The sequence below is a fragment of the Paenibacillus terrisolis genome, assembly GCF_056171975.1.
Genome location: NZ_JBKFGG010000033.1, coordinates 67,878 through 86,468 on the forward strand (window position 1 = coordinate 67,878; position 18,591 = coordinate 86,468).

Genomic DNA, 18,591 nt, shown 5'->3' on the forward strand with positions numbered 1-18,591 from the left:
GTAGGAGGTTTACTTATTTTGCAAAACGATATTCAGGAAATTTTGATCTCGAAGGAACAGATACAGGAGAAGGTTGTCGAGCTTGGAAAACAGATCAGCAAGGAGTACGAGGGGCGCAATCCGCTCGTGATCTGCATTCTGAAGGGCGCGTTTATTTTCATGGCGGATCTGGTCAAGGAAATTACGGTCCCGATCGAGCTGGATTTCATGGCGGTGTCCAGTTATGGCGCCTCGACCCGGTCTTCCGGCGAAGTGAAGATTATCAAGGATCTGGACAGCTCCGTCGAAGGACGCGACATCCTGATCGTAGAGGATATTATCGACAGCGGGCTGACGCTCAGCTACCTGGTCGATGTGCTGGAACGGCGTAAAGTGAAATCCGTAAAAATCGTCACGCTGTTTGACAAACCGGCGCGGCGGACAGTAAACCTGGAAGCCGATTTATCGGGATTCGTTCTACCCGACGCTTTTGTCGTCGGTTATGGACTGGATTATGCCGAAAAATACCGCAACCTCCCTTACATCGGGGTGCTGAAGCCGGAAATTTACACAAGCTGATTTCGCCGGCCGGTATGGGCCGAAGGACCACCCCCCGCTTTTTTTGAAAAGGCGTGAGCGGCTATGGTAAAATAACTTAAGGTTTTTGAGAGGAGGTAGGGGATGAGTCGGTTCATCCGGAATTCTGGTTTTTATTTGATACTTTTCTTAGTCGTGGTGGGCATCGTCCAATTCCTCAACAACGGACAAGAGACAACCGTCACCCCTAGGTATGATGAATTGCGTCAGCAATTGCAAAATAACAATGTTGCTGAAATCACCGGTAAGCTGGACGGTGGCGCTTATCTGATCACCGGTAAGTATAAAGAAGCGGTAGGCGGCGAGAAGACGAAAAACTTCTCCACCTATATTCCTTATGATGAGAACGTACTTAAGGAAATTACGGATCTCAGTCAAAAGAACGGTTTTGAGCTCAATTGGAAAAGAATGCAGGGAGAAAGCATTTGGCTGACGCTGCTCACATCCATTGTGCCGCTGGCCATTATGTTCGTCCTGTTCTTCTTCCTGTTTAACCAGGCGCAGGGCGGCGGCGGCAAAGTGATGAACTTCGGCAAGAGCCGGGCTCGCCTCTATAACGAGGAGAAGAAGAAGGTTACGTTCGAAGACGTTGCGGGAGCCGACGAAGAGAAGCAGGAGCTTGTCGAAGTCGTTGAATTCCTGAAGGATCCGCGGAAGTTCTCCGCCGTGGGCGCTCGGATTCCGAAGGGCGTTCTGCTCGTAGGTCCTCCGGGAACAGGTAAAACGCTCCTGGCTCGCGCAGTTGCAGGTGAAGCCGGAGTTCCGTTCTTCAGTATTTCCGGTTCCGACTTTGTGGAAATGTTCGTCGGGGTCGGTGCTTCCCGTGTGCGGGATTTGTTCGAAAACGCCAAGAAAAACGCTCCATGTATCATTTTCATCGATGAAATTGATGCCGTGGGACGTCAGCGCGGCGCCGGACTCGGCGGCGGACATGACGAACGCGAACAAACGCTCAACCAATTGCTCGTAGAAATGGACGGTTTCGGCGGCAACGAAGGCATCATCATCATCGCCGCAACGAACCGTGCGGATATTCTTGACCCGGCCTTGCTTCGCCCGGGACGTTTTGACCGTCAAATTACGGTCGACCGTCCGGATGTCAAAGGCCGCGAAGCGGTGCTGCGCGTACATGCGCGGAACAAACCGCTCACCAAAGACGTGAAGCTTGACGTCATTGCAAAACGCACAACCGGATTCACCGGCGCCGATCTGGAAAATCTGCTTAACGAAGCGGCTCTCCTCGCGGCCCGCCGGAACCGGAAAGATATCTCCATGCGCGAAGTCGACGAAGCGATCGACCGTGTCATCGTCGGTACCGAGAAACGCAGCCGCGTCATCAGCGACCGCGAGAAACGGATTGTCGCTTTCCACGAAGCCGGCCACACGATCGTAGGTTACTTCCTGGAGCACGCCGATATGGTGCATAAGGTTACCATTATTCCGCGCGGCCGCGCAGGCGGGTACGTCATCATGCTGCCGAAGGAAGACCGCATGCTGGCGACGAAGAACGAGCTGCTGGATCGGGTTACCGGTCTCTTGGGCGGCCGGGTGTCCGAAGAGCTGTTCATCGGCGAGATCGGCACCGGCGCGTACAGCGACTTCCAGCAAGCCACAAGCATCGTGCGCAGCATGATCGTGGAATATGGGATGAGCGAGAAGCTCGGGCCGATGCAGTTCGGCACCTCGCAAGGTCAAGTGTTCCTGGGCCGCGATATCGGCCATGAACAAAATTACAGCGATCAAATCGCTTACGAGATCGACCAAGAAATGCAGCGGTTCATCACCGAATCCTATGAACGTTGTAAGAACTTGCTGATCGAGCACACCAAGGAAGTTCACCTTATTGCCGAAACGCTGCTTGAAGTGGAAACCCTGGAACTCGAACAGATCAAAAACCTGATCGAGCATGGTTCCATCGATGGAAACGGACCGAAAGGCGACAGCGGCGGTTCATCGGAACCGGGCGAACCAATTGTTGATAACATCGGTGAAGTTCGCGTTCGCATCCAAGGAAAAACCGAAGATCCGGCTCCTACGTCCGGAACGGTCGGCGATATTCCGAATGATGTTCCGGGCGGAACGGCAACCGATCGTACGAACGATCCGGTGGTGGACGCTCCAGAAGGAACTGTTAGCGATGCTCCGGCGGGGCCGGAACACCGCGACGACTCCGATGACCAAGGAACGGGAAATGGCGGGAATACGCCAACCGTTTAATTCGATAGGAAGTGAATCCGGGAAACGAATGCGTTTCCCGGATTTTTTTGACCGTGGATTTTTTGTGATTGATTCAAATTTTAAATGTTCAGGAAAGCCGGAAACGATGCAATTGGCCTCGAAATAAAAGGGAAATGCCGCATTTATGACTGCTCCGGCTCATTGACAGTGCCTTTCACCTTGTGTAAATTAGGTGTTAAACACCGTGTGAAATTTAATACGTTCTTGCCGTTTCACGCAGGATTGCCATAAAGACAGGCGCCATAGGCGCAACTAGAGAGAACCCGCGGCTTGCCGGCCGGGGGGGCGCATAAGGGGGAGGAAAAACAAGTGGAGGCTCAAGCACTGGAGCGGAAGGCGGAGATGAACCGCGAGCTGCGGGAGAAGCTGCTTCAGCTTAAGAAAGAGCGCAATGCGATCATTTTGGCGCATTACTATCAGCGCGACGAAGTTCAGGAGGTTGCCGATTTTCGGGGCGACTCTTTTCTGCTTGCCCAAAAAGCCGCGCAAACGGATGCGGAAACGATCGTTTTCTGCGGCGTTCATTTTATGGGCGAAAGCGCCAAAATTCTGGCTCCGAACAAAACCGTACTGATTCCCGACGAACGGGCGGGCTGCCCGATGGCGGACATGGTTAACGTCGACGGTCTCAGAAAGCTCAAGGCGCAGCATCCGAACGCCAAAGTGGTAACGTATATCAACTCTTCGGCGGAGATCAAAGCGGAGACGGATATCTGCTGCACCTCTTCTAACGCGGTGAAGGTGATCAACTCCGTCGACGCCGACGAGATCATCTGGGTGCCGGACAAAAACCTGGGCCATTACGTGCAGCAGCACACCGACAAGAAGCTGATCATCTGGGAAGGATACTGCAATACGCATGATATGCTGACCATCAAAGATGTCGTGGAGATGAAGGCGAAATATCCGAACGCCGAGTTTGTCGTCCATCCGGAATGCCGTCCGGAAGTGGTGGCGATGGGCGATTACGTAGGCAGCACCACGGGGATTTTGGAATACTGCAGAAATTCGCCGCACAAGGAATTTATCGTTGGTACGGAGGACGGAACGGGATATCAACTGCGGAAAGACAGCCCGGATAAAGAGTTCCATTTTGCCACGAAATATCTGGTATGCCCGAATATGAAAGTCAATAATCTCAAGAAGCTGGTCAAATGCCTGGAAACGATGCAGCCACAAATCTACGTGCCGCCTGTCGTAGCCGACAAAGCCAGAGTTTCCTTAGAGCGCATGCTGCAAGTCAAGTAGTATGCGCTACTCTCTTGTTCAAGACAGGTGACGACTCATGATTCCACAATATTTGATTGATTTCGATTTGGGCAAGCTGCCCGTCGTAGACACGGACGTGATTGTGATCGGATCGGGGATTGCCGGTTTATATACCGCGATAAAAGCAAGTGAAGACCACCGCGTGATTATGATTACCAAAAAGGCGCTGCTGGAAAGCAATACGAGATATGCGCAGGGGGGAATAGCCGCCGTTATTTCGGAGGACGACTCTCCCGAGTACCATCGCCAGGATACGCTGCTGGCCGGGGCCGGATTATGCTCCTCCCAATCGGTCGATATCCTCGTGAACGAAGGCCCGGCCCGGGTTAAGGAACTAATCACGCTCGGAACGGCATTTGATTTGGAAGACGGCGAGCTGGCGCTGACCAAGGAGGGAGCGCACAGTCATCGGCGCATTTTGCACGCCAACGGCGACGCAACCGGATATGAAATCGTCCGGGCTTTGTCGGAGCAGGTAGCGGCTCATCATAATATCGAAATTTGGGATAACCATTACGTAATCGACTTGATCACCGAGAACAATGAATGCTTGGGGGCTTTGGTGCAAAAACCGAATGGACAGCGCGTCTTTTTGCGCGGCCAGGCGACGATCCTGTGCTCGGGCGGAGCGGGGCAATTATACCGGTATACGACCAATCCCGAAGTGGCGACCGGCGACGGCGTTGCGATGGCGTATCGCGCGGGCGCGCTGATCCGGGATATGGAGTTTCTGCAATTTCATCCGACTTCCCTATGCTATCCCGGAGCTCCCCGTTTCCTGATCTCCGAAGCGGTACGCGGGGAAGGAGCGATCCTGCGGAACATTAAAGGTGAACGATTCATGGAAAAATACCATGAGCTTCTTGAATTGGCGCCGCGGGACATCGTGGCCAGGGCGATCGTCGACGAGATGGAAGCGACCGGGGCCAGCATTGTCTATTTGGACATTACGCATGAGGACCCGGAAGTAATCAAGCACCGGTTCCCTACGATTTACGAGACTTGTATCGGTTATGGGCTGGATATGACTACCGATTGGATTCCGGTCGCTCCGGCTGCGCATTATATGATGGGAGGCGTTCGTACGGGGCTTCATGGCGAGACAAGCGTTGAACGTTTATTCGCCTGCGGCGAAGTGTCCTCGACAGGGGTGCACGGCGCTAACCGGTTGGCGAGCAATTCGCTGTCCGAAGCGCTCGTATTCGGCCGCCGAATCATCGAACGGATTCGTACGCTTTCGCCTCTTGAGAAGACGGGGAAAGGTATTTCATTCTCGGCCGGACGACATGAACCGGCTCCTTCCCAGATCATCGAACGCCGTCTTGAACTGCAGAAAACGATGGTGCGCCGGGTTGGGCTGCGGCGGACGGAGCAAGGCTTGACCAAGGGACTTGAAGAACTGCGACGTCAGCATCCGATTTTTGAAAAAGTTCTGAATACGCGGGAACAGTGGGAATACGCGAACCTGCTGACTTGCGCCACACTGCTGGCCGAATCCGCGCTGATCCGGGAGGAAAGCCGAGGCGGCCACTATCGCGAGGATTTCACGGAGCGGGATGACGTCCATTGGCGCAAGCATATTTTGCGGCAGCGCGAAAAAGGAACGTTGGAGGAAGTTAGCGATGATGTTTAACGGATATAACGAAGGATTGGTCGAGTCGATTCGCGGCTGGCTGAAGGAGGATGTCGGCTCCGGCGACGTGACGACCGGAGTGACGATTCCTGCCGGACATGAATCCAAAGGGATTATTCACGCCAAACAGGACGGAATCATTGCCGGCGTGCCGGTAGCTCAGTTGGTGTTCGAGGTTGTGGACCCGGCCCTGGTATTTACCCCGTTCGTGCATGACGGAGAAAAGGTCGCCAAAGGAACGGTGCTGGCTCAAGTGGAGGGCAGCACACACAGCATTCTTACCGGCGAACGGCTCGCTTTGAATTTACTGCAGCGTTTATCCGGCATCGCCACGCGCACCCGGGTTTTTGTCGATGCGCTGGGGGGCTTGCCTACGCGCCTTGTGGATACGCGCAAAACAACGCCGGGTCACCGGATGCTGGAGAAGTATGCGGTTCGCACCGGTGGAGGCGCCAACCACCGCTTTGGACTGTACGACGCCGTGATGATCAAGGATAATCATATTAAAGGAGCGGGCGGCATTACTCCGGCGGTCAGCCGCGCCCGTGCGAACATTCCGCATACGATGACGATCGAGGTTGAAACGGAAAATCTGGAGCAGGTTGAAGAAGCTTTGGCGGCCGGCGCCGATATCATTATGCTGGACAACATGGCTCCCGATGTGATGAAGGAAGCCGTCAGACGGATTAAAGCCAAGGCTCCGCACGTCAAGGTGGAGGCTTCCGGCAATGTATCGCTGGCGACGATCCGCGGGATTGCGGAAACGGGCGTCGATATCATTTCGGTCGGACGCCTGACCTATTCTTTTGAGAGTCTGGATATCAGCCTCGATCTCGGTGCCAAGAAGGAGGGTTAAAGGCCATGTTCCTTGTGGTCGATGTAGGCAATACCAATATCGTGCTCGGCATATACAGGAAGCGTGAGCTGCTGCATCATTTCCGGATCGGCACCAACCGCCAAGCGACGGTCGACGAATACGGCGTCCTGATTCATAACCTGTTTCATATGTCCGGTATTGTCGTCGATGAAATTGAAGGGGTTATTATCTCTTCGGTAGTTCCGCCGCTGATGCATGTGCTGGAGGAACTGTGCGTGAAATATTTGCGTCATAAACCGCTAGTCGTTGGACCGGGGATTAAAACCGGCCTCAATTTGCGTTACGAGAATCCGCGGGAAATCGGAGCCGACCGGATCGTCAACGCCGTCGCTGCCATTGAGCAGTATGGTGGGCCTCTGGTCGTCGTCGACTTCGGTACGGCTACGACTTTCGATTGCGTCGATGCGCAGGGGAACTATCTCGGCGGAGCGATCGTGCCGGGCATCGGGATTTCCACCGAAGCGCTCTACCAACGGGCGTCCAAACTGCCGCGCATCGAGCTCGAGAAGCCGAAAAAGGTCATCGGCCGCAACACCGTACATGCGATGCAGGCGGGGATTATTTTCGGCTACGCTGGGCAGGTGGACGGCATCGTCGAGCGGATTCGCCGCGAAATGAACGCCGAACCGAAGGTGATAGCAACCGGCGGATTGGCCGAACTTATCGCTAGTGAGACGAAGTCGATCGAGGAAGTGAATTCCCAGCTTACGCTGGAAGGTCTGCGCATCATTTACGAGCGTAATCAGTAATTTTGCCGTTCTGCAAGATGGATATACTGTGAACAACAGCGATCGAAAGAATATTTCACACGGCTGGCCACTATACGTATTTAATTTTTGGTTCAATCTATATAGAGAGATTAGATTATAAAGCACAGGGAGGTGTTCGGATTTATGGAACAAGAAGTGAAGAAAGACCGTTTGATCCGCGGCACCGCCATGGATGGGAAAGTGCGAGCTTTTGCCGTCCGGACGACCCAGCTTGTGGAGGAACTGCGCCGCCGTCATGACACGTACCCGACGACGACGGCTGCGCTGGGGAGAACCGTGACTGCGGCGGCCATGATGGGAGCCATGCTGAAGGGCGAGGAAAAACTGACGATTCAAGTCAAAGGCGATGGTCCGGTTGGCCAGATCGTGGCGGACGCAAATGCCAAAGGCGAAGTTAGGGGTTATGTGAAAAATCCCCATGTTCATCTGCCAAGCAACAGTAAAGGTAAGCTCGATGTTGCCGGAGCGGTCGGAACGACCGGCTTTATCCATGTGACCAAGGATCTCGGTCTGAAAGAGCCGTACCGCGGCAGCGTTCCGCTGATTTCGGGCGAGCTTGGCGAAGATTTTACCTATTACTTCGCCGTTTCGGAACAGACCCCGTCCGCAGTGGGGCTTGGCGTATTGGTGGACACGGATTCCTCCGTCATCGTGGCGGGAGGCTTTATCATCCAACTGCTGCCGGGGCTTAGCGACAGCGAGATCGACGCCATCGAGCGGGCGATCGGTTCGCTTCCGCCGGTAACGGCTCTGCTGGACCAAGGCCTGGAGCTCGACGAAATGCTCCGCTGGATTGTGCCGGACGTAAAGGTGCTTGAAGAGATCGACATTGTATTTTCCTGCAGCTGTTCGCGCGAGCGCGTGGAGCGCACGTTGATCAGTTTGGGGAAAAAGGAACTGACCGAACTGCGCGATGAAGGTAAAGAGGCCGAGGTCATTTGCGATTTCTGCAATGAGGCCTATGTATTTACGGATGGAGAGCTCGACCGGCTCATTGAGCAGACCGAGAAATAATGAAACCTATATAAATTGAACAAGAACCTTCGATACTTTGCGATTTGGGAGAAGTCCCGGAAAGCAAAGTATTTTTATGCCCTTTCTTGACAACGATTAAAGGAGTTGCTAAGATAATAAGTAGAAAACCGACTTAATTACTCGGATATAAATGAAAGCGCGACAAATTGAGAATTTTAATAATTAAAACCTTGATGATTTCAGCTTACATGGCTTTTCCGTTTTATAGTATTTTTTATCCTAAAGGAGGATCATTAATATGGCAAAAATCGTGAACAACGTAACAGATCTGATTGGCGGCACGCCGCTTGTCCGTTTGAACCGGATCGTTCCGGAAGACAGTGCGGAAATCTACGTGAAGTTGGAATACCAAAACCCGGGCTCCAGCGTAAAAGACCGGATTGCTCTCAGCATTGTGGAAGAAGCGGAAAAAGCCGGCAAGCTTAAACCGGGCGGCACCATTATCGAAGCGACTTCCGGCAACACCGGGATCGGGTTGGCTATGGTAGCCGCGGCTAAAGGCTACAAAGCGGTGATCGTCATGCCCGAAACGATGAGCATTGAACGTAGAAACCTGCTGCGCGCTTACGGTGCCGAGCTGGTATTGACGCCGGGTGCCGAAGGCATGAACGGTGCGGTTAAGAAATCCGAAGAAATTTTGGCCGCTCATCCTGATTATTTCCTGGCCGATCAATTCAGAAACCAGGCCAACGTTAAAATTCACCGCGAAACGACCGGTCCGGAAATCGTTGAAGCGATTCAATCCCTGGACGGCAAACTGGACGCGTTCGTTGCCGGGATCGGCACGGGCGGTACGATCAGCGGCGCAGGCGAAGTGCTGAAGAAAAACTTCCCGGATATCAAAATTTACGCAGTTGAACCGGCGGCATCCCCGATTTTGGCCGGCGGCAAACCAGGCCCGCACAAAATTCAAGGCTTGGGACCAAACTTCATCCCGGAAATTTTGAACCGTGAAATCTATGACGAGATCATCCATGTCGAAAATGACGAAGCGTTCGAACAAGCGCGGATCGTTGCGAAGCAAGAGGGCATCCTGTCCGGGATTTCCTCCGGCGCGGCCGTATTTGCCGCACTGAAGGTTGCCAAGGAACTCGGCAAAGGCAAACGTGTCGTAGCCGTCATCCCAAGTAACGGCGAACGTTACCTTAGCACGCCGCTGTACAACTTCGAAGCTTAATTCGAATACGCTGCACGGATAAATTCATGATCTCCTGTGGAGGGAGATTGGGCACGACCCCCATCGTTGTTCTTAAAGAACTCGGTGGGGGTTTGTTATTTTGGGGATTTTCAAATAGATAAAAATTTTAGTATACTAGCTAGCAAGTTGAATTAACAAGGCTGGGGGTTTATTTACGGGGAATGGAAACGGTCATTGAGGAAAAGCAGTGGGAACAGTGGATAAGCGAAGAGAATTGGACGATGCTTCCCTTTGCCGCAAAATACAGGCTTACCGGCGGGTTGCCCAAAGATTGGCGCAAGGCTTGGGAACAAGCCGGGGAATATTCCTTCGTGTTGGAGAGCGGAAAAAACGGGCGGTACACTTTTCTGGGGCTTACTCCGGTTTCCGTGATTCGCGGAAAAGGGAATGCGGCAGTCATGCGGGATCTGAGGAAAGGGGCAGGCTCGGACACGCAGGTATGGGGAAAACCGCTGGAGGTGCTTCGGGAATGGCTCGCGCCCTTCAGGTCTCCCTCGGTTCACGGACTGCCTAAATTTAGCGGAGGGGCCGTCGGGTTCTTCGGGTACGATGTGGTTCGATCGCTGGAGCGGCTGCCTAAGCTGGCCGAGGACGATCTTGGGCTGGACGACTTTGTCTGGATGCGTTTTGAAGAGATATGGGTGGTTGATCAGCAGCAGGGCGAAATGTACTGCGTTGTCCATTGTTCGTGTGACAAAGATAGCGATTGGCAGGCGTTATATCGGGAGGCCGGACTGAGAGCCGGGCAAATGGCTGCGCTATGGGACGAGATTATCCTCGCCGAAGCGGAGGTCGTTGATCCCGGCGGCCGTCGAACAGTAGGTACCGAATCGGCGCTAAGGGAAACCGCCTATGCCGAAACCTTGAATCAGGCCGGTTTTGAAGCGGCGGTGCGCCGGGTTCAGGAATACATCGGTGCCGGGGATGTGTTTCAGGTCAATCTGTCGCTCCGGCAGGCCATTCCGATGAAGTCGTCCCCCGAGCAGGTGTACGAGCAGCTTAGGCTGGTAAACCCTTCACCTTATATGGGGCTGCTCCGTTTTCCCGATTTTCAGCTGGTATCCGCTTCCCCCGAGTTGCTGGTTAAGCTGGAGCAGGGGCGAATCAGCACCCGGCCGATCGCCGGGACCAGACGCCGGGGACGTACGCCCGAGGAAGAGGCGCAGATGGAGGAGGAACTCCGCAGCAATGAAAAAGAACGGGCCGAGCATATCATGCTCGTGGACTTGCTGCGCAATGATTTGGGACGGGTGGCGGAATATGGATCGGTACGGGTGAGCGAGCTATTTTGCGTTGAATACTACTCGCATGTGATGCATCTCGTTTCCGAGGTTAACGCGCATCTTTCGGCCGAGAAAACGCCCTATGACGTGATTGCCGCGGTATTTCCCGGCGGAACCATCACCGGGGCGCCGAAGGTGCGCACGATGGAAATCATTGAGGAACTGGAACCGGTCACCCGGGGCCCCTACACGGGAGCGATGGGGTGGATTGACTATAGCGGGAATATGGAATTAAATATTATTATACGAACACTGGTCGTGAAAGACGGATTTGGATACATTCAATCGGGAGCAGGGATCGTCATCGATTCGGTTCCCTATCGCGAATACAAGGAAAGCCACAATAAAGCCAAAGCCATCGCCATGGCGGTCCGAAGAAGCGAGGATCTGCACGGCAAGGCGCCGGACAGGAGATGAAACGATTGATACTGGTGATCGATAATTACGATTCGTTTACGTATAACCTCGTGCAGTATTTGGGCGAGCTTGGAGAGGATGTCACTGTCCGCCGGAACGACGAAATTGACCTCAAGGGCATTGAGTTGATGAAGCCCGACCATATTTTGATTTCTCCGGGACCCTGCACGCCAAATGAAGCGGGAATTACTCTGGAGCTGATCGAGCATTTCAAAGGCGTTATTCCGATTTTCGGCGTTTGTTTGGGCCATCAGGCCATTGGTCAAGCCTTTGGCGGTAAAGTTATTCGGGCAGAACGGCTGATGCACGGGAAAACGTCGCCGATCCACCATCACGGAGAATCGGTTTTCTCCGGTTTGCCGTCGCCTTTTACCGCAACGCGGTATCATTCTCTGATCGTTGAAAGAGAGAGCCTTCCGGACTGCCTGGAGATTACCGCCGAGACCGAGGAAGGCGAAATTATGGGGCTGCGCCACAAGGAATACGCCGTAGAAGGGGTTCAATTCCACCCCGAATCGATCATTACCGATCATGGGCATCAAATTCTGTCCAACTTTCTGAACCGGACGACGGAAGCGCGGGCATGAACATCCTTGGAGTCAATGGAGTGCCTACTCCTGCAGCCGAAGCCGTGATATCCGTAATGGATCACGGCTTCATGTACGGAATGGGCTTATTCGAGACTTTCCGTACATATGGCGGCCGTCCTTTTGTACTGGAAAGGCATTTGGAACGGCTTCGGTCGGCCTGCCGGACGCTTGGCATTCGTTACGACGCCGATAAGGAGCGGTTATCGCGGGAGATCGCGGAGCTGCTTAGGCTTAACGGCTTGACCGACGGATATATCCGGCTCACGGTTTCGGCGGGCCAAGGCCCTTTGGGGCTCCCTGCCAGCGATTATACCGAACCGTCCGTTATCCTTTACGTGAAGCCGCTGCCTAGTCCGCCCGCCTGGCAGTATTCCCGGGGGAAAGCGCTGGTGCGGCTTGAAACGCGGCGAAATACGCCGGAAGGCGATATTCGCTTTAAATCGCTGCACTATATGAACAACATTTTGGCGAGGCGCGAGCTGGCTGAATTTGAGCGGCGGGCGTCAGGCGAATTATCCGGATATGATGGAGCCGTAGAAGGCTTGATGCTGACCTCGGAAGGATGGCTTGCCGAGGGGATCGTCAGCAATTTGTTTTTTATCCTGGGCGGGAAGCTGTATACGCCGGGGATTGAAACCGGCATTTTGCCGGGAATCACCCGGGCCTTGGTTCTGGAGCTGGCCGCTGCTCATGGACTGGCTGCCCAAGAGGGATGTTACGCTTGGGAACGTCTGCTGGAAGCGGATGAGGTGTTCATGACGAATTCCATCCAGGAGCTGACGCCGGTAACCAGATTGGTTAGTGCGAGTACAGACGGCCGGACAGTTGGGAACGGAAGCATTGGGCCGATCACGCGAATGTTGCTACGGGACTACAGAGAGAAAGCGGGGGTATCACGTGCATCCGACATTATATAAACGGAGTTACCGCTGTGGCGACAGCATACTGACGCTGGGGGAACGGACATTGGTGATGGGGATACTGAACGTCACGCCGGACTCTTTTTCCGATGGCGGCCGTTATAATAGCATTGAGCAAGCTCTCCGTCATACGGAGCAAATGATTCGGGACGGAGCCGATCTGATCGATGTCGGCGGCGAATCGACGCGGCCCGGGCACGAGCCGGTTGGAGAGCAGGAAGAGCTGGAGCGGGTGATCCCCGTGCTCGAAGCGATTCATCGCGAGTTTCCTCAACTCCCGGTTTCCGTGGATACGTATAAGGCGCAGGTTGCCCGGGAGTCGTTGAAGGCCGGGGCTCATATGATTAACGATGTTTGGGGCTGCAAGGCCGATTCCCGTATGGCCGGGGTGGCGGCGGAATTCGAGTGCCCCGTCATTTTGATGCACAACCGGGACAATCGCGATTACAACGACCTTTTGGGGGATATCGAAGCCGACTTGCTGGAGAGTGTAAACCTTGTTCGGGCAGCCGGAGTAAAGGACGACCGCATTATTCTGGATCCGGGGATCGGTTTTGCCAAGGATTACAGTGAAAATTTGCATGTCATGCGGGAGCTGGACCGGCTGGCCGGATTAGGGTTTCCGCTGCTGCTCGGGACTTCGCGCAAAAGATTCATCCGTACGGTGCTCGATCTGCCCGTCGATGAGGTCGTGCTCGGCACGGCGGCAACGGTTGCGCTGGGAATCGCTCAGGGCTGTCAAATCGTACGCGTTCACGACGTCAAGGAGATGAAGCGAACGGCGCAAATGTGCGACGCGATTTTGTATGCATAACCGAGGAACCTGAACTGAAAGGGAAAGGAGGGAGAATGATGGATAAAATGGTGCTTCGCCGCATGGAATATTACGGCTGCCACGGAGTTTTCGAGGAGGAGCGCAAGCTGGGTCAGCGTTTTTTTATCGATCTGGAGTTAGAAATGGATTTAAAGGAAGCCGGCCGCAGCGACGATCTTTCCAAAACGGTGAATTATGCCGAAATTCATGAGCTGGTTAAAAACATTGTCGAGCGAGATAGCTTCAAGTTAATCGAAGCGATTGGGGAGCGTATTGCATCCTCCGTATTGGACACTTATACTATGATAGATGCGTTAACGGTAAAAGTGACGAAGCCGCACCCTCCATTTGATATTCATTTTGAAGGAGTAACGGTGGAACTGCACAGGTCGAGAAAGTGAGAAGCTCATGACGAATATGACCCATCCCTCTGATTTATCAGAGGCTTATATTGCTTTAGGGGGCAATCTTGGAGACCGGGAAGCCGTTCTAACGGAGGCGATCTCCTTGCTGGGCGAGCATCCTGGGATCGAGGTGCTGCGCTGCTCCTCATTATATGAAACGGATCCGGTCGGATATCTTGATCAGCCTTGTTTTTTGAATATGGCACTAGCGCTTCGCACTTCGCTGGATCCGGAGGCCCTGCTGACCGTCATGCTTGAGATCGAGCTTCGACTGGGGCGGGAGCGCAAAATCCGGTTTGGCCCGCGGACCGTTGATTTGGATTTACTATGGATGGAAGGCAAGGAAATGAATAGCTCTTTACTGATCCTGCCTCACCCGCGTATGATGGAACGGGCATTTGTGTTGGTACCGCTGGCGGAGATCGTTCCGACAGGGGAATTAACCGGATTGTATGGGCGTGTCCAAGCTGCCCTGGATTCCGTGTCTGGAAAGGAAGGCGTCCGTTTTTGGAAAACAAACAACTGGCCCAGCGCATCCGCGCTTTCCGAAAACTGAAAGGCTACACCCAACAAGGGCTTGCCGAGAAGTCCGGCGTATCGCTCGCCGTGCTGGGGGCGCTCGAACGGGGCAATCGACGCATTGAAGATCAAATTTTAACTAAAATTGCATCCGTTCTCGGGGTATCGGTGGATGAGCTGAAGTCGAAAGAATAGATGGATACAATGCTTACGATGTAAGTTTTGTACGAAGTAGAGTCAAGATGTAACGCTTACAAAACTTTTAGGAGGGACCATCATGCTAAAGATCGGCGATATTGAAATGAAAAACCAGGTTGTGCTCGCGCCGATGGCGGGCGTATGCAATCCTGCATTCCGGCTGATTGCCAAGGAATTCGGCACCGGGCTTGTTTGCGCCGAGATGGTCAGCGATAAAGCGATCATTCACGGCAACAAGCGGACCCGTGAAATGCTGTTTGTCGATGAGCGGGAGAAGCCGCTCAGCCTGCAAATTTTCGGCGGAGACCGCGAGTCTCTGGTAGAGGCGGCCAAGGTGGTCGACCAGGAGACCAATGCCGATATCATTGATATCAACATGGGCTGCCCCGTGCCTAAAGTGACGAAATGCGACGCCGGCGCACGTTGGCTGCTTGAACCGAATAAAATTTTTGAAATGGTGTCCGCGGTGGTGGATGCCGTAAGTAAACCGGTAACGGTAAAAATGCGGATCGGTTGGGATGCGGAACACATTTATGTGGTGGACAACGCCAAAGCGGTTGAGCAGGCGGGCGGCAAAGCCATCAGCGTGCACGGCCGTACGCGCGAGCAGCTGTACACCGGCAAGGCCGATTGGGATTATATCCGCCAAGCGAAGGAAGCCGTATCGATCCCTGTCATTGGAAACGGCGATGTCGCTACGCCTGAAGATGCGAGACGCATGCTGGATCTAACCGGCTGCGACGGCGTGATGATCGGCCGCGGTGCGCTCGGTAATCCATGGATGCTGTATCGCACAGTGGAGTACCTTAAGACGGGAGTTCTGCTTCCGGAGCCGCCTGCCGAGGAAAAAATCCGCATCGCCATTTTGCATATGGACCGGCTTGCCGCGATCAAAGGCGAACATGTTGCGGTACGCGAAATGCGCAAGCATCTGGCCTGGTACTTGAAGGGCTTTAAAGGCGCAGCACGAGTGAAAGACACCATTATGGAAGAAACTAAGCGCAATGAAATGGTGCGGATTCTCGAGAATTTTGTCGCCGAGCTGTCTGTGGAGCCTTCCCGAGACGCCGAATCCGCCTAAAAGCATCAACCGGTATTTGGGAAAAAGGCGGTTTCATGAAACGTTTACATTTCAAAAATCGGGCGTCATTGACATTTGAGAGTGGTTCACCTATAATTTCACAGTATAAATTCGCCACAGGAGATAACTTCCACAATATGGGGTGGTCTGACCCCTCCATAAGATTGCATATGATATTCTCAATGATGCGTGATTTTTCACGACCGTTGCCACAGCGGTAACTTGGGACACCGTATGAGTGAGAGCCAGGTGGCCCAACGTTCCTTTCTTAAAGTAGCGGGGAAGTTCAATTCCGGCGGCGGGAAGGAATCTCGGGTATCGCGCGCGCACAGTGCGAAAATTATTTCCATGACAGGAGAATCGGTTGAGATGAGCGATAAAGAAGTCATTCTTACACAGGATGGTCTAAAGAGACTGGAAGAAGAACTGGAGAACCTCAAATCCGTAAAACGCCGCGAAGTTGCGGAACGGATCAAGGTCGCCATCGGTTACGGGGATATTAGCGAAAACTCGGAGTACGAGGATGCCAAAAACGAACAGGCTTTTATCGAGGGACGGATTATCACTCTTGAGAAAATGCTGCGTAACGCACGGATTATCAACAACGACGAGATTGACACGGATACGGTGAGCATCGGGTCGACCGTGACGGTTGAGGATCTGGAGTTCGGCGATACGATGGAATACGCGATTGTCGGCACCGCGGAATCCGATCCGCTGCAGAATAAGATTTCCAATGAAAGCCCTGTGGGCAAAGCTATTCTCGGGAAGAAAAAAGGCGCCATTGTCGACGTAAGCGTACCGGCAGGCGTGATTCAATATAAAATTGTCGATATTAAGAAGTAAGCCGGAATTAGCGACTAAAGAAGCTTCCCCCGCGGAAGCTTCTTTCACTGTTTCATGTCAGGCTTTTATAATAAGATTAGTCTGAACAAATATAATGCTGCAAGGAGTGGAGCGGGAATGAGCGAGGAACTTACTAATCAGGAAACCGTCGAGATCAGCGAACTGCTGCAAATTCGGCGCGACAAATTGGACGAGCTGCGAGGCCTGGGGATTGATCCTTTTGGCAAAAAGTACGTTCGCACGCATATGGCTGGAGACATCATTCAGCAATATGACAGCTTGACCAAAGAGGAATTGGACGAAAAGCATGTCGAGGTTTCGGTTGCCGGGAGAATCATGGCCAAACGCGTCATGGGGAAAGCCAGCTTTGCGCACATTCAGGACCTGTCCGGAAAAATTCAGCTTTATGTGCGTCAAGACAGCGTGCCTGAAACCAAGTATGCGGCGTTCAACGTGCTGGATCTTGGCGATATCGTCGGGGTAACCGGAGTTGTTTTTAAGACCAAAACGGGTGAAACGACGATTAAAGTTACCGATATCGAGGTTCTTTCCAAGTCGCTTTACCCGCTGCCGGACAAATACCACGGGCTGAAGGACGTTGAACTCCGTTACCGTCAGCGTTATGTGGATTTAATCGTGAATCCTGAAGTGCAGCAGACCTTTATCAAACGCTCGCGAATCATTCAATCCATGCGCCGTTATTTGGATTCGCTCGGGTATCTGGAAGTGGAAACCCCGACTTTGCATAATATCGCAGGCGGAGCGGCGGCCCGTCCGTTCATTACTCATCATAATGCGCTGGACATGCAGCTTTACATGCGGATTGCCATTGAACTGCATCTTAAACGCCTTATTGTCGGCGGCCTGGAAAAGGTATATGAAATTGGCCGCGTTTACCGGAATGAAGGGATTTCGACCCGCCATAATCCTGAATTTACGATGATTGAGCTATATGAAGCCTACGCGGATTACAAGGACATCATGGCGTTGACCGAAAATCTGATCGCTCATATCGCTCAGGAAGTGCTGGGAACGAAAGTGGTTCACTACCAAGGACATGAAGTCGATTTAACTCCGCAGTGGCGCCGTGTATCCATGGTAGATGCGGTTAAGGAAGTCACTGGCGTAGACTTTGCCGTTCAAATGAGCGACGAGGAAGCGCACCGTTTGGCTAAAGAACATAAAGTACCGGTGGAACCGCACATGACCTTCGGGCATATTTTGAACGCATTCTTTGAGCAATTCGTGGAGGAGACGCTGATCCAGCCTACTTTTGTCTATGGTCATCCGGTCGAAATCTCGCCGCTTGCCAAGAAAAACGAAGAAGATCCGCGCTTTACCGACCGTTTTGAGCTGTTTATCGTGGCTCGCGAGCATGCGAATGCATTTTCCGAGCTTAATGATCCGATCGATCAACGGCAGCGTTTTGAAGCTCAACTGCTCGAGCGTGAACACGGGAATGACGAAGCCCATGAAATGGACGAAGATTTTGTTCGCTCGCTGGAATACGGCATGCCGCCTACCGGCGGACTTGGGATTGGCGTAGACCGTCTCGTCATGCTGCTTACCGACTCACCTTCGATTCGGGACGTTCTGTTGTTCCCGCATATGCGCTAAACTGCAGATGTTATATGGACAAGCCGGGCCTTTGGTCTGGCTTGTTTTGTTATTTCGGGGGGGCGTTATGGGGTGGTCGTATTTGGAAGTAAAAACATTAAGCAAATGGCTTGCGCGGGCGCGGGAAAGATGGTATATTATAAATCCGGTCGTTATTGAAAGCGTTATTTACAGTCAGCTTAGAAATCGCACAAAAATAGTGCTTGCTAAATAACGCCGGACATGATATATTATAAAAGTTGCCGCTGAAACAACGGTAACGAAGAAAAACGAAGTTGATCTTTGAAAACTGAACAACGAGTGAGT

General features: G+C 53.0%; 18 protein-coding genes. All 18 read left to right on the forward strand.

Going from position 1 to position 18,591, the window contains the following annotated elements:
- Positions 1-18: 18 nt before the first annotated feature.
- The 18 genes from hpt (at position 19) to lysS (ending at position 18,285) form a co-directional block, all read left to right on the forward strand.
- Positions 19-558 (forward strand): hypoxanthine phosphoribosyltransferase, encoded by a 540-nt coding sequence (gene hpt / locus ACI48K_RS21345; RefSeq protein ID WP_475029659.1) that lies wholly within the window; start codon positions 19-21, stop codon positions 556-558.
- 102 nt (positions 559-660) lie between these two features.
- Positions 661-2,793 (forward strand): ATP-dependent zinc metalloprotease FtsH, encoded by a 2,133-nt coding sequence (gene ftsH / locus ACI48K_RS21350; protein ID WP_475029660.1) that lies wholly within the window; start codon positions 661-663, stop codon positions 2,791-2,793.
- Positions 2,794-3,123: 330 nt separating this feature from the next.
- Positions 3,124-4,062 (forward strand): quinolinate synthase NadA, encoded by a 939-nt coding sequence (gene nadA, locus ACI48K_RS21355; RefSeq protein WP_475029661.1) that lies wholly within the window; start codon positions 3,124-3,126, stop codon positions 4,060-4,062.
- 37 nt (positions 4,063-4,099) lie between these two features.
- Positions 4,100-5,716, forward strand: a complete 1,617-nt coding sequence (gene nadB / locus ACI48K_RS21360; RefSeq protein ID WP_475029662.1) for an L-aspartate oxidase — start codon at positions 4,100-4,102, stop codon at positions 5,714-5,716.
- A complete protein-coding gene (gene nadC, locus ACI48K_RS21365; protein WP_475029663.1) occupies positions 5,706-6,572 on the forward strand; it encodes a carboxylating nicotinate-nucleotide diphosphorylase in 867 nt (288 codons plus the stop codon). Before nadB ends, nadC begins: the two co-directional genes overlap by 11 nt.
- A 5-nt stretch (positions 6,573-6,577) precedes the next feature.
- The gene (locus ACI48K_RS21370) at positions 6,578-7,342 is read left to right on the forward strand and encodes a type III pantothenate kinase (RefSeq protein WP_475029664.1); all 765 of its coding nucleotides are present in this window, start codon (positions 6,578-6,580) and stop codon (positions 7,340-7,342) included.
- Positions 7,343-7,486: 144 nt separating this feature from the next.
- The gene (gene hslO, locus ACI48K_RS21375; protein WP_475029665.1) at positions 7,487-8,377 is read left to right on the forward strand and encodes an Hsp33 family molecular chaperone HslO; all 891 of its coding nucleotides are present in this window, start codon (positions 7,487-7,489) and stop codon (positions 8,375-8,377) included.
- Between the two features lie 259 nt (positions 8,378-8,636).
- Positions 8,637-9,575: a cysteine synthase A gene (cysK, locus tag ACI48K_RS21380; protein WP_475029666.1), complete on the forward strand. Its 939-nt coding sequence runs from the start codon at positions 8,637-8,639 to the stop codon at positions 9,573-9,575.
- 182 nt (positions 9,576-9,757) lie between these two features.
- Positions 9,758-11,296 carry an anthranilate synthase component I family protein gene (locus ACI48K_RS21385; RefSeq protein ID WP_475029667.1) on the forward strand — a complete coding sequence of 513 codons (1,539 nt, stop codon included), beginning with the start codon at positions 9,758-9,760 and terminating at the stop codon, positions 11,294-11,296.
- A 5-nt stretch (positions 11,297-11,301) separates the two neighbouring features.
- The gene (pabA, locus tag ACI48K_RS21390) at positions 11,302-11,883 is read left to right on the forward strand and encodes an aminodeoxychorismate/anthranilate synthase component II (RefSeq protein WP_475029676.1); all 582 of its coding nucleotides are present in this window, start codon (positions 11,302-11,304) and stop codon (positions 11,881-11,883) included.
- Positions 11,880-12,803, forward strand: coding sequence for an aminotransferase class IV (locus ACI48K_RS21395; protein ID WP_475029668.1), 924 nt, complete (start codon positions 11,880-11,882; stop codon positions 12,801-12,803). Before pabA ends, ACI48K_RS21395 begins: the two co-directional genes overlap by 4 nt.
- Entirely contained in the window at positions 12,784-13,620 is an 837-nt protein-coding gene (gene folP, locus ACI48K_RS21400) for a dihydropteroate synthase (RefSeq protein ID WP_475029669.1), read from the forward strand. Before ACI48K_RS21395 ends, folP begins: the two co-directional genes overlap by 20 nt.
- Before the next feature lie 38 nt (positions 13,621-13,658).
- Complete coding sequence (folB, locus tag ACI48K_RS21405) at positions 13,659-14,021, forward strand: dihydroneopterin aldolase (RefSeq protein ID WP_475029677.1); 363 nt, start codon at positions 13,659-13,661, stop codon at positions 14,019-14,021.
- 7 nt (positions 14,022-14,028) lie between these two features.
- Positions 14,029-14,580, forward strand: a complete 552-nt coding sequence (gene folK / locus ACI48K_RS21410) for a 2-amino-4-hydroxy-6-hydroxymethyldihydropteridine diphosphokinase (RefSeq protein ID WP_475029670.1) — start codon at positions 14,029-14,031, stop codon at positions 14,578-14,580.
- On the forward strand, positions 14,532-14,738 hold the full coding sequence (locus ACI48K_RS21415) for a helix-turn-helix domain-containing protein (RefSeq protein WP_475029671.1): 207 nt from the start codon (positions 14,532-14,534) through the stop codon (positions 14,736-14,738). The genes folK and ACI48K_RS21415 overlap by 49 nt, the downstream gene beginning before the upstream one ends.
- An 82-nt stretch (positions 14,739-14,820) precedes the next feature.
- The gene (gene dusB, locus ACI48K_RS21420) at positions 14,821-15,822 is read left to right on the forward strand and encodes a tRNA dihydrouridine synthase DusB (protein ID WP_475029672.1); all 1,002 of its coding nucleotides are present in this window, start codon (positions 14,821-14,823) and stop codon (positions 15,820-15,822) included.
- Between the two features lie 369 nt (positions 15,823-16,191).
- Positions 16,192-16,668 carry a transcription elongation factor GreA gene (gene greA / locus ACI48K_RS21425; protein WP_475029673.1) on the forward strand — a complete coding sequence of 159 codons (477 nt, stop codon included), beginning with the start codon at positions 16,192-16,194 and terminating at the stop codon, positions 16,666-16,668.
- 117 nt (positions 16,669-16,785) lie between these two features.
- Positions 16,786-18,285 (forward strand): lysine--tRNA ligase, encoded by a 1,500-nt coding sequence (lysS, locus tag ACI48K_RS21430; RefSeq protein ID WP_475029674.1) that lies wholly within the window; start codon positions 16,786-16,788, stop codon positions 18,283-18,285.
- The last annotated feature ends 306 nt before the right edge of the window (positions 18,286-18,591 follow it).

Coding starts and splice junctions, on each gene's coding strand:
- ACI48K_RS21370 (WP_475029664.1), top strand. CDS start 6,578: ATGTTCCTTGTGGTCGATGTAGGCAATACCAATATCGTGCTCGGCATA.
- ACI48K_RS21385 (WP_475029667.1), top strand. CDS start 9,758: ATGGAAACGGTCATTGAGGAAAAGCAGTGGGAACAGTGGATAAGCGAA.
- hslO (WP_475029665.1), top strand. CDS start 7,487: ATGGAACAAGAAGTGAAGAAAGACCGTTTGATCCGCGGCACCGCCATG.
- dusB (WP_475029672.1), top strand. CDS start 14,821: ATGCTAAAGATCGGCGATATTGAAATGAAAAACCAGGTTGTGCTCGCG.
- ACI48K_RS21395 (WP_475029668.1), top strand. CDS start 11,880: ATGAACATCCTTGGAGTCAATGGAGTGCCTACTCCTGCAGCCGAAGCC.
- ftsH (WP_475029660.1), top strand. CDS start 661: ATGAGTCGGTTCATCCGGAATTCTGGTTTTTATTTGATACTTTTCTTA.
- lysS (WP_475029674.1), top strand. CDS start 16,786: ATGAGCGAGGAACTTACTAATCAGGAAACCGTCGAGATCAGCGAACTG.
- folK (WP_475029670.1), top strand. CDS start 14,029: ATGACGAATATGACCCATCCCTCTGATTTATCAGAGGCTTATATTGCT.
- cysK (WP_475029666.1), top strand. CDS start 8,637: ATGGCAAAAATCGTGAACAACGTAACAGATCTGATTGGCGGCACGCCG.
- folB (WP_475029677.1), top strand. CDS start 13,659: ATGGATAAAATGGTGCTTCGCCGCATGGAATATTACGGCTGCCACGGA.
- nadC (WP_475029663.1), top strand. CDS start 5,706: ATGATGTTTAACGGATATAACGAAGGATTGGTCGAGTCGATTCGCGGC.
- greA (WP_475029673.1), top strand. CDS start 16,192: ATGAGCGATAAAGAAGTCATTCTTACACAGGATGGTCTAAAGAGACTG.
- nadB (WP_475029662.1), top strand. CDS start 4,100: ATGATTCCACAATATTTGATTGATTTCGATTTGGGCAAGCTGCCCGTC.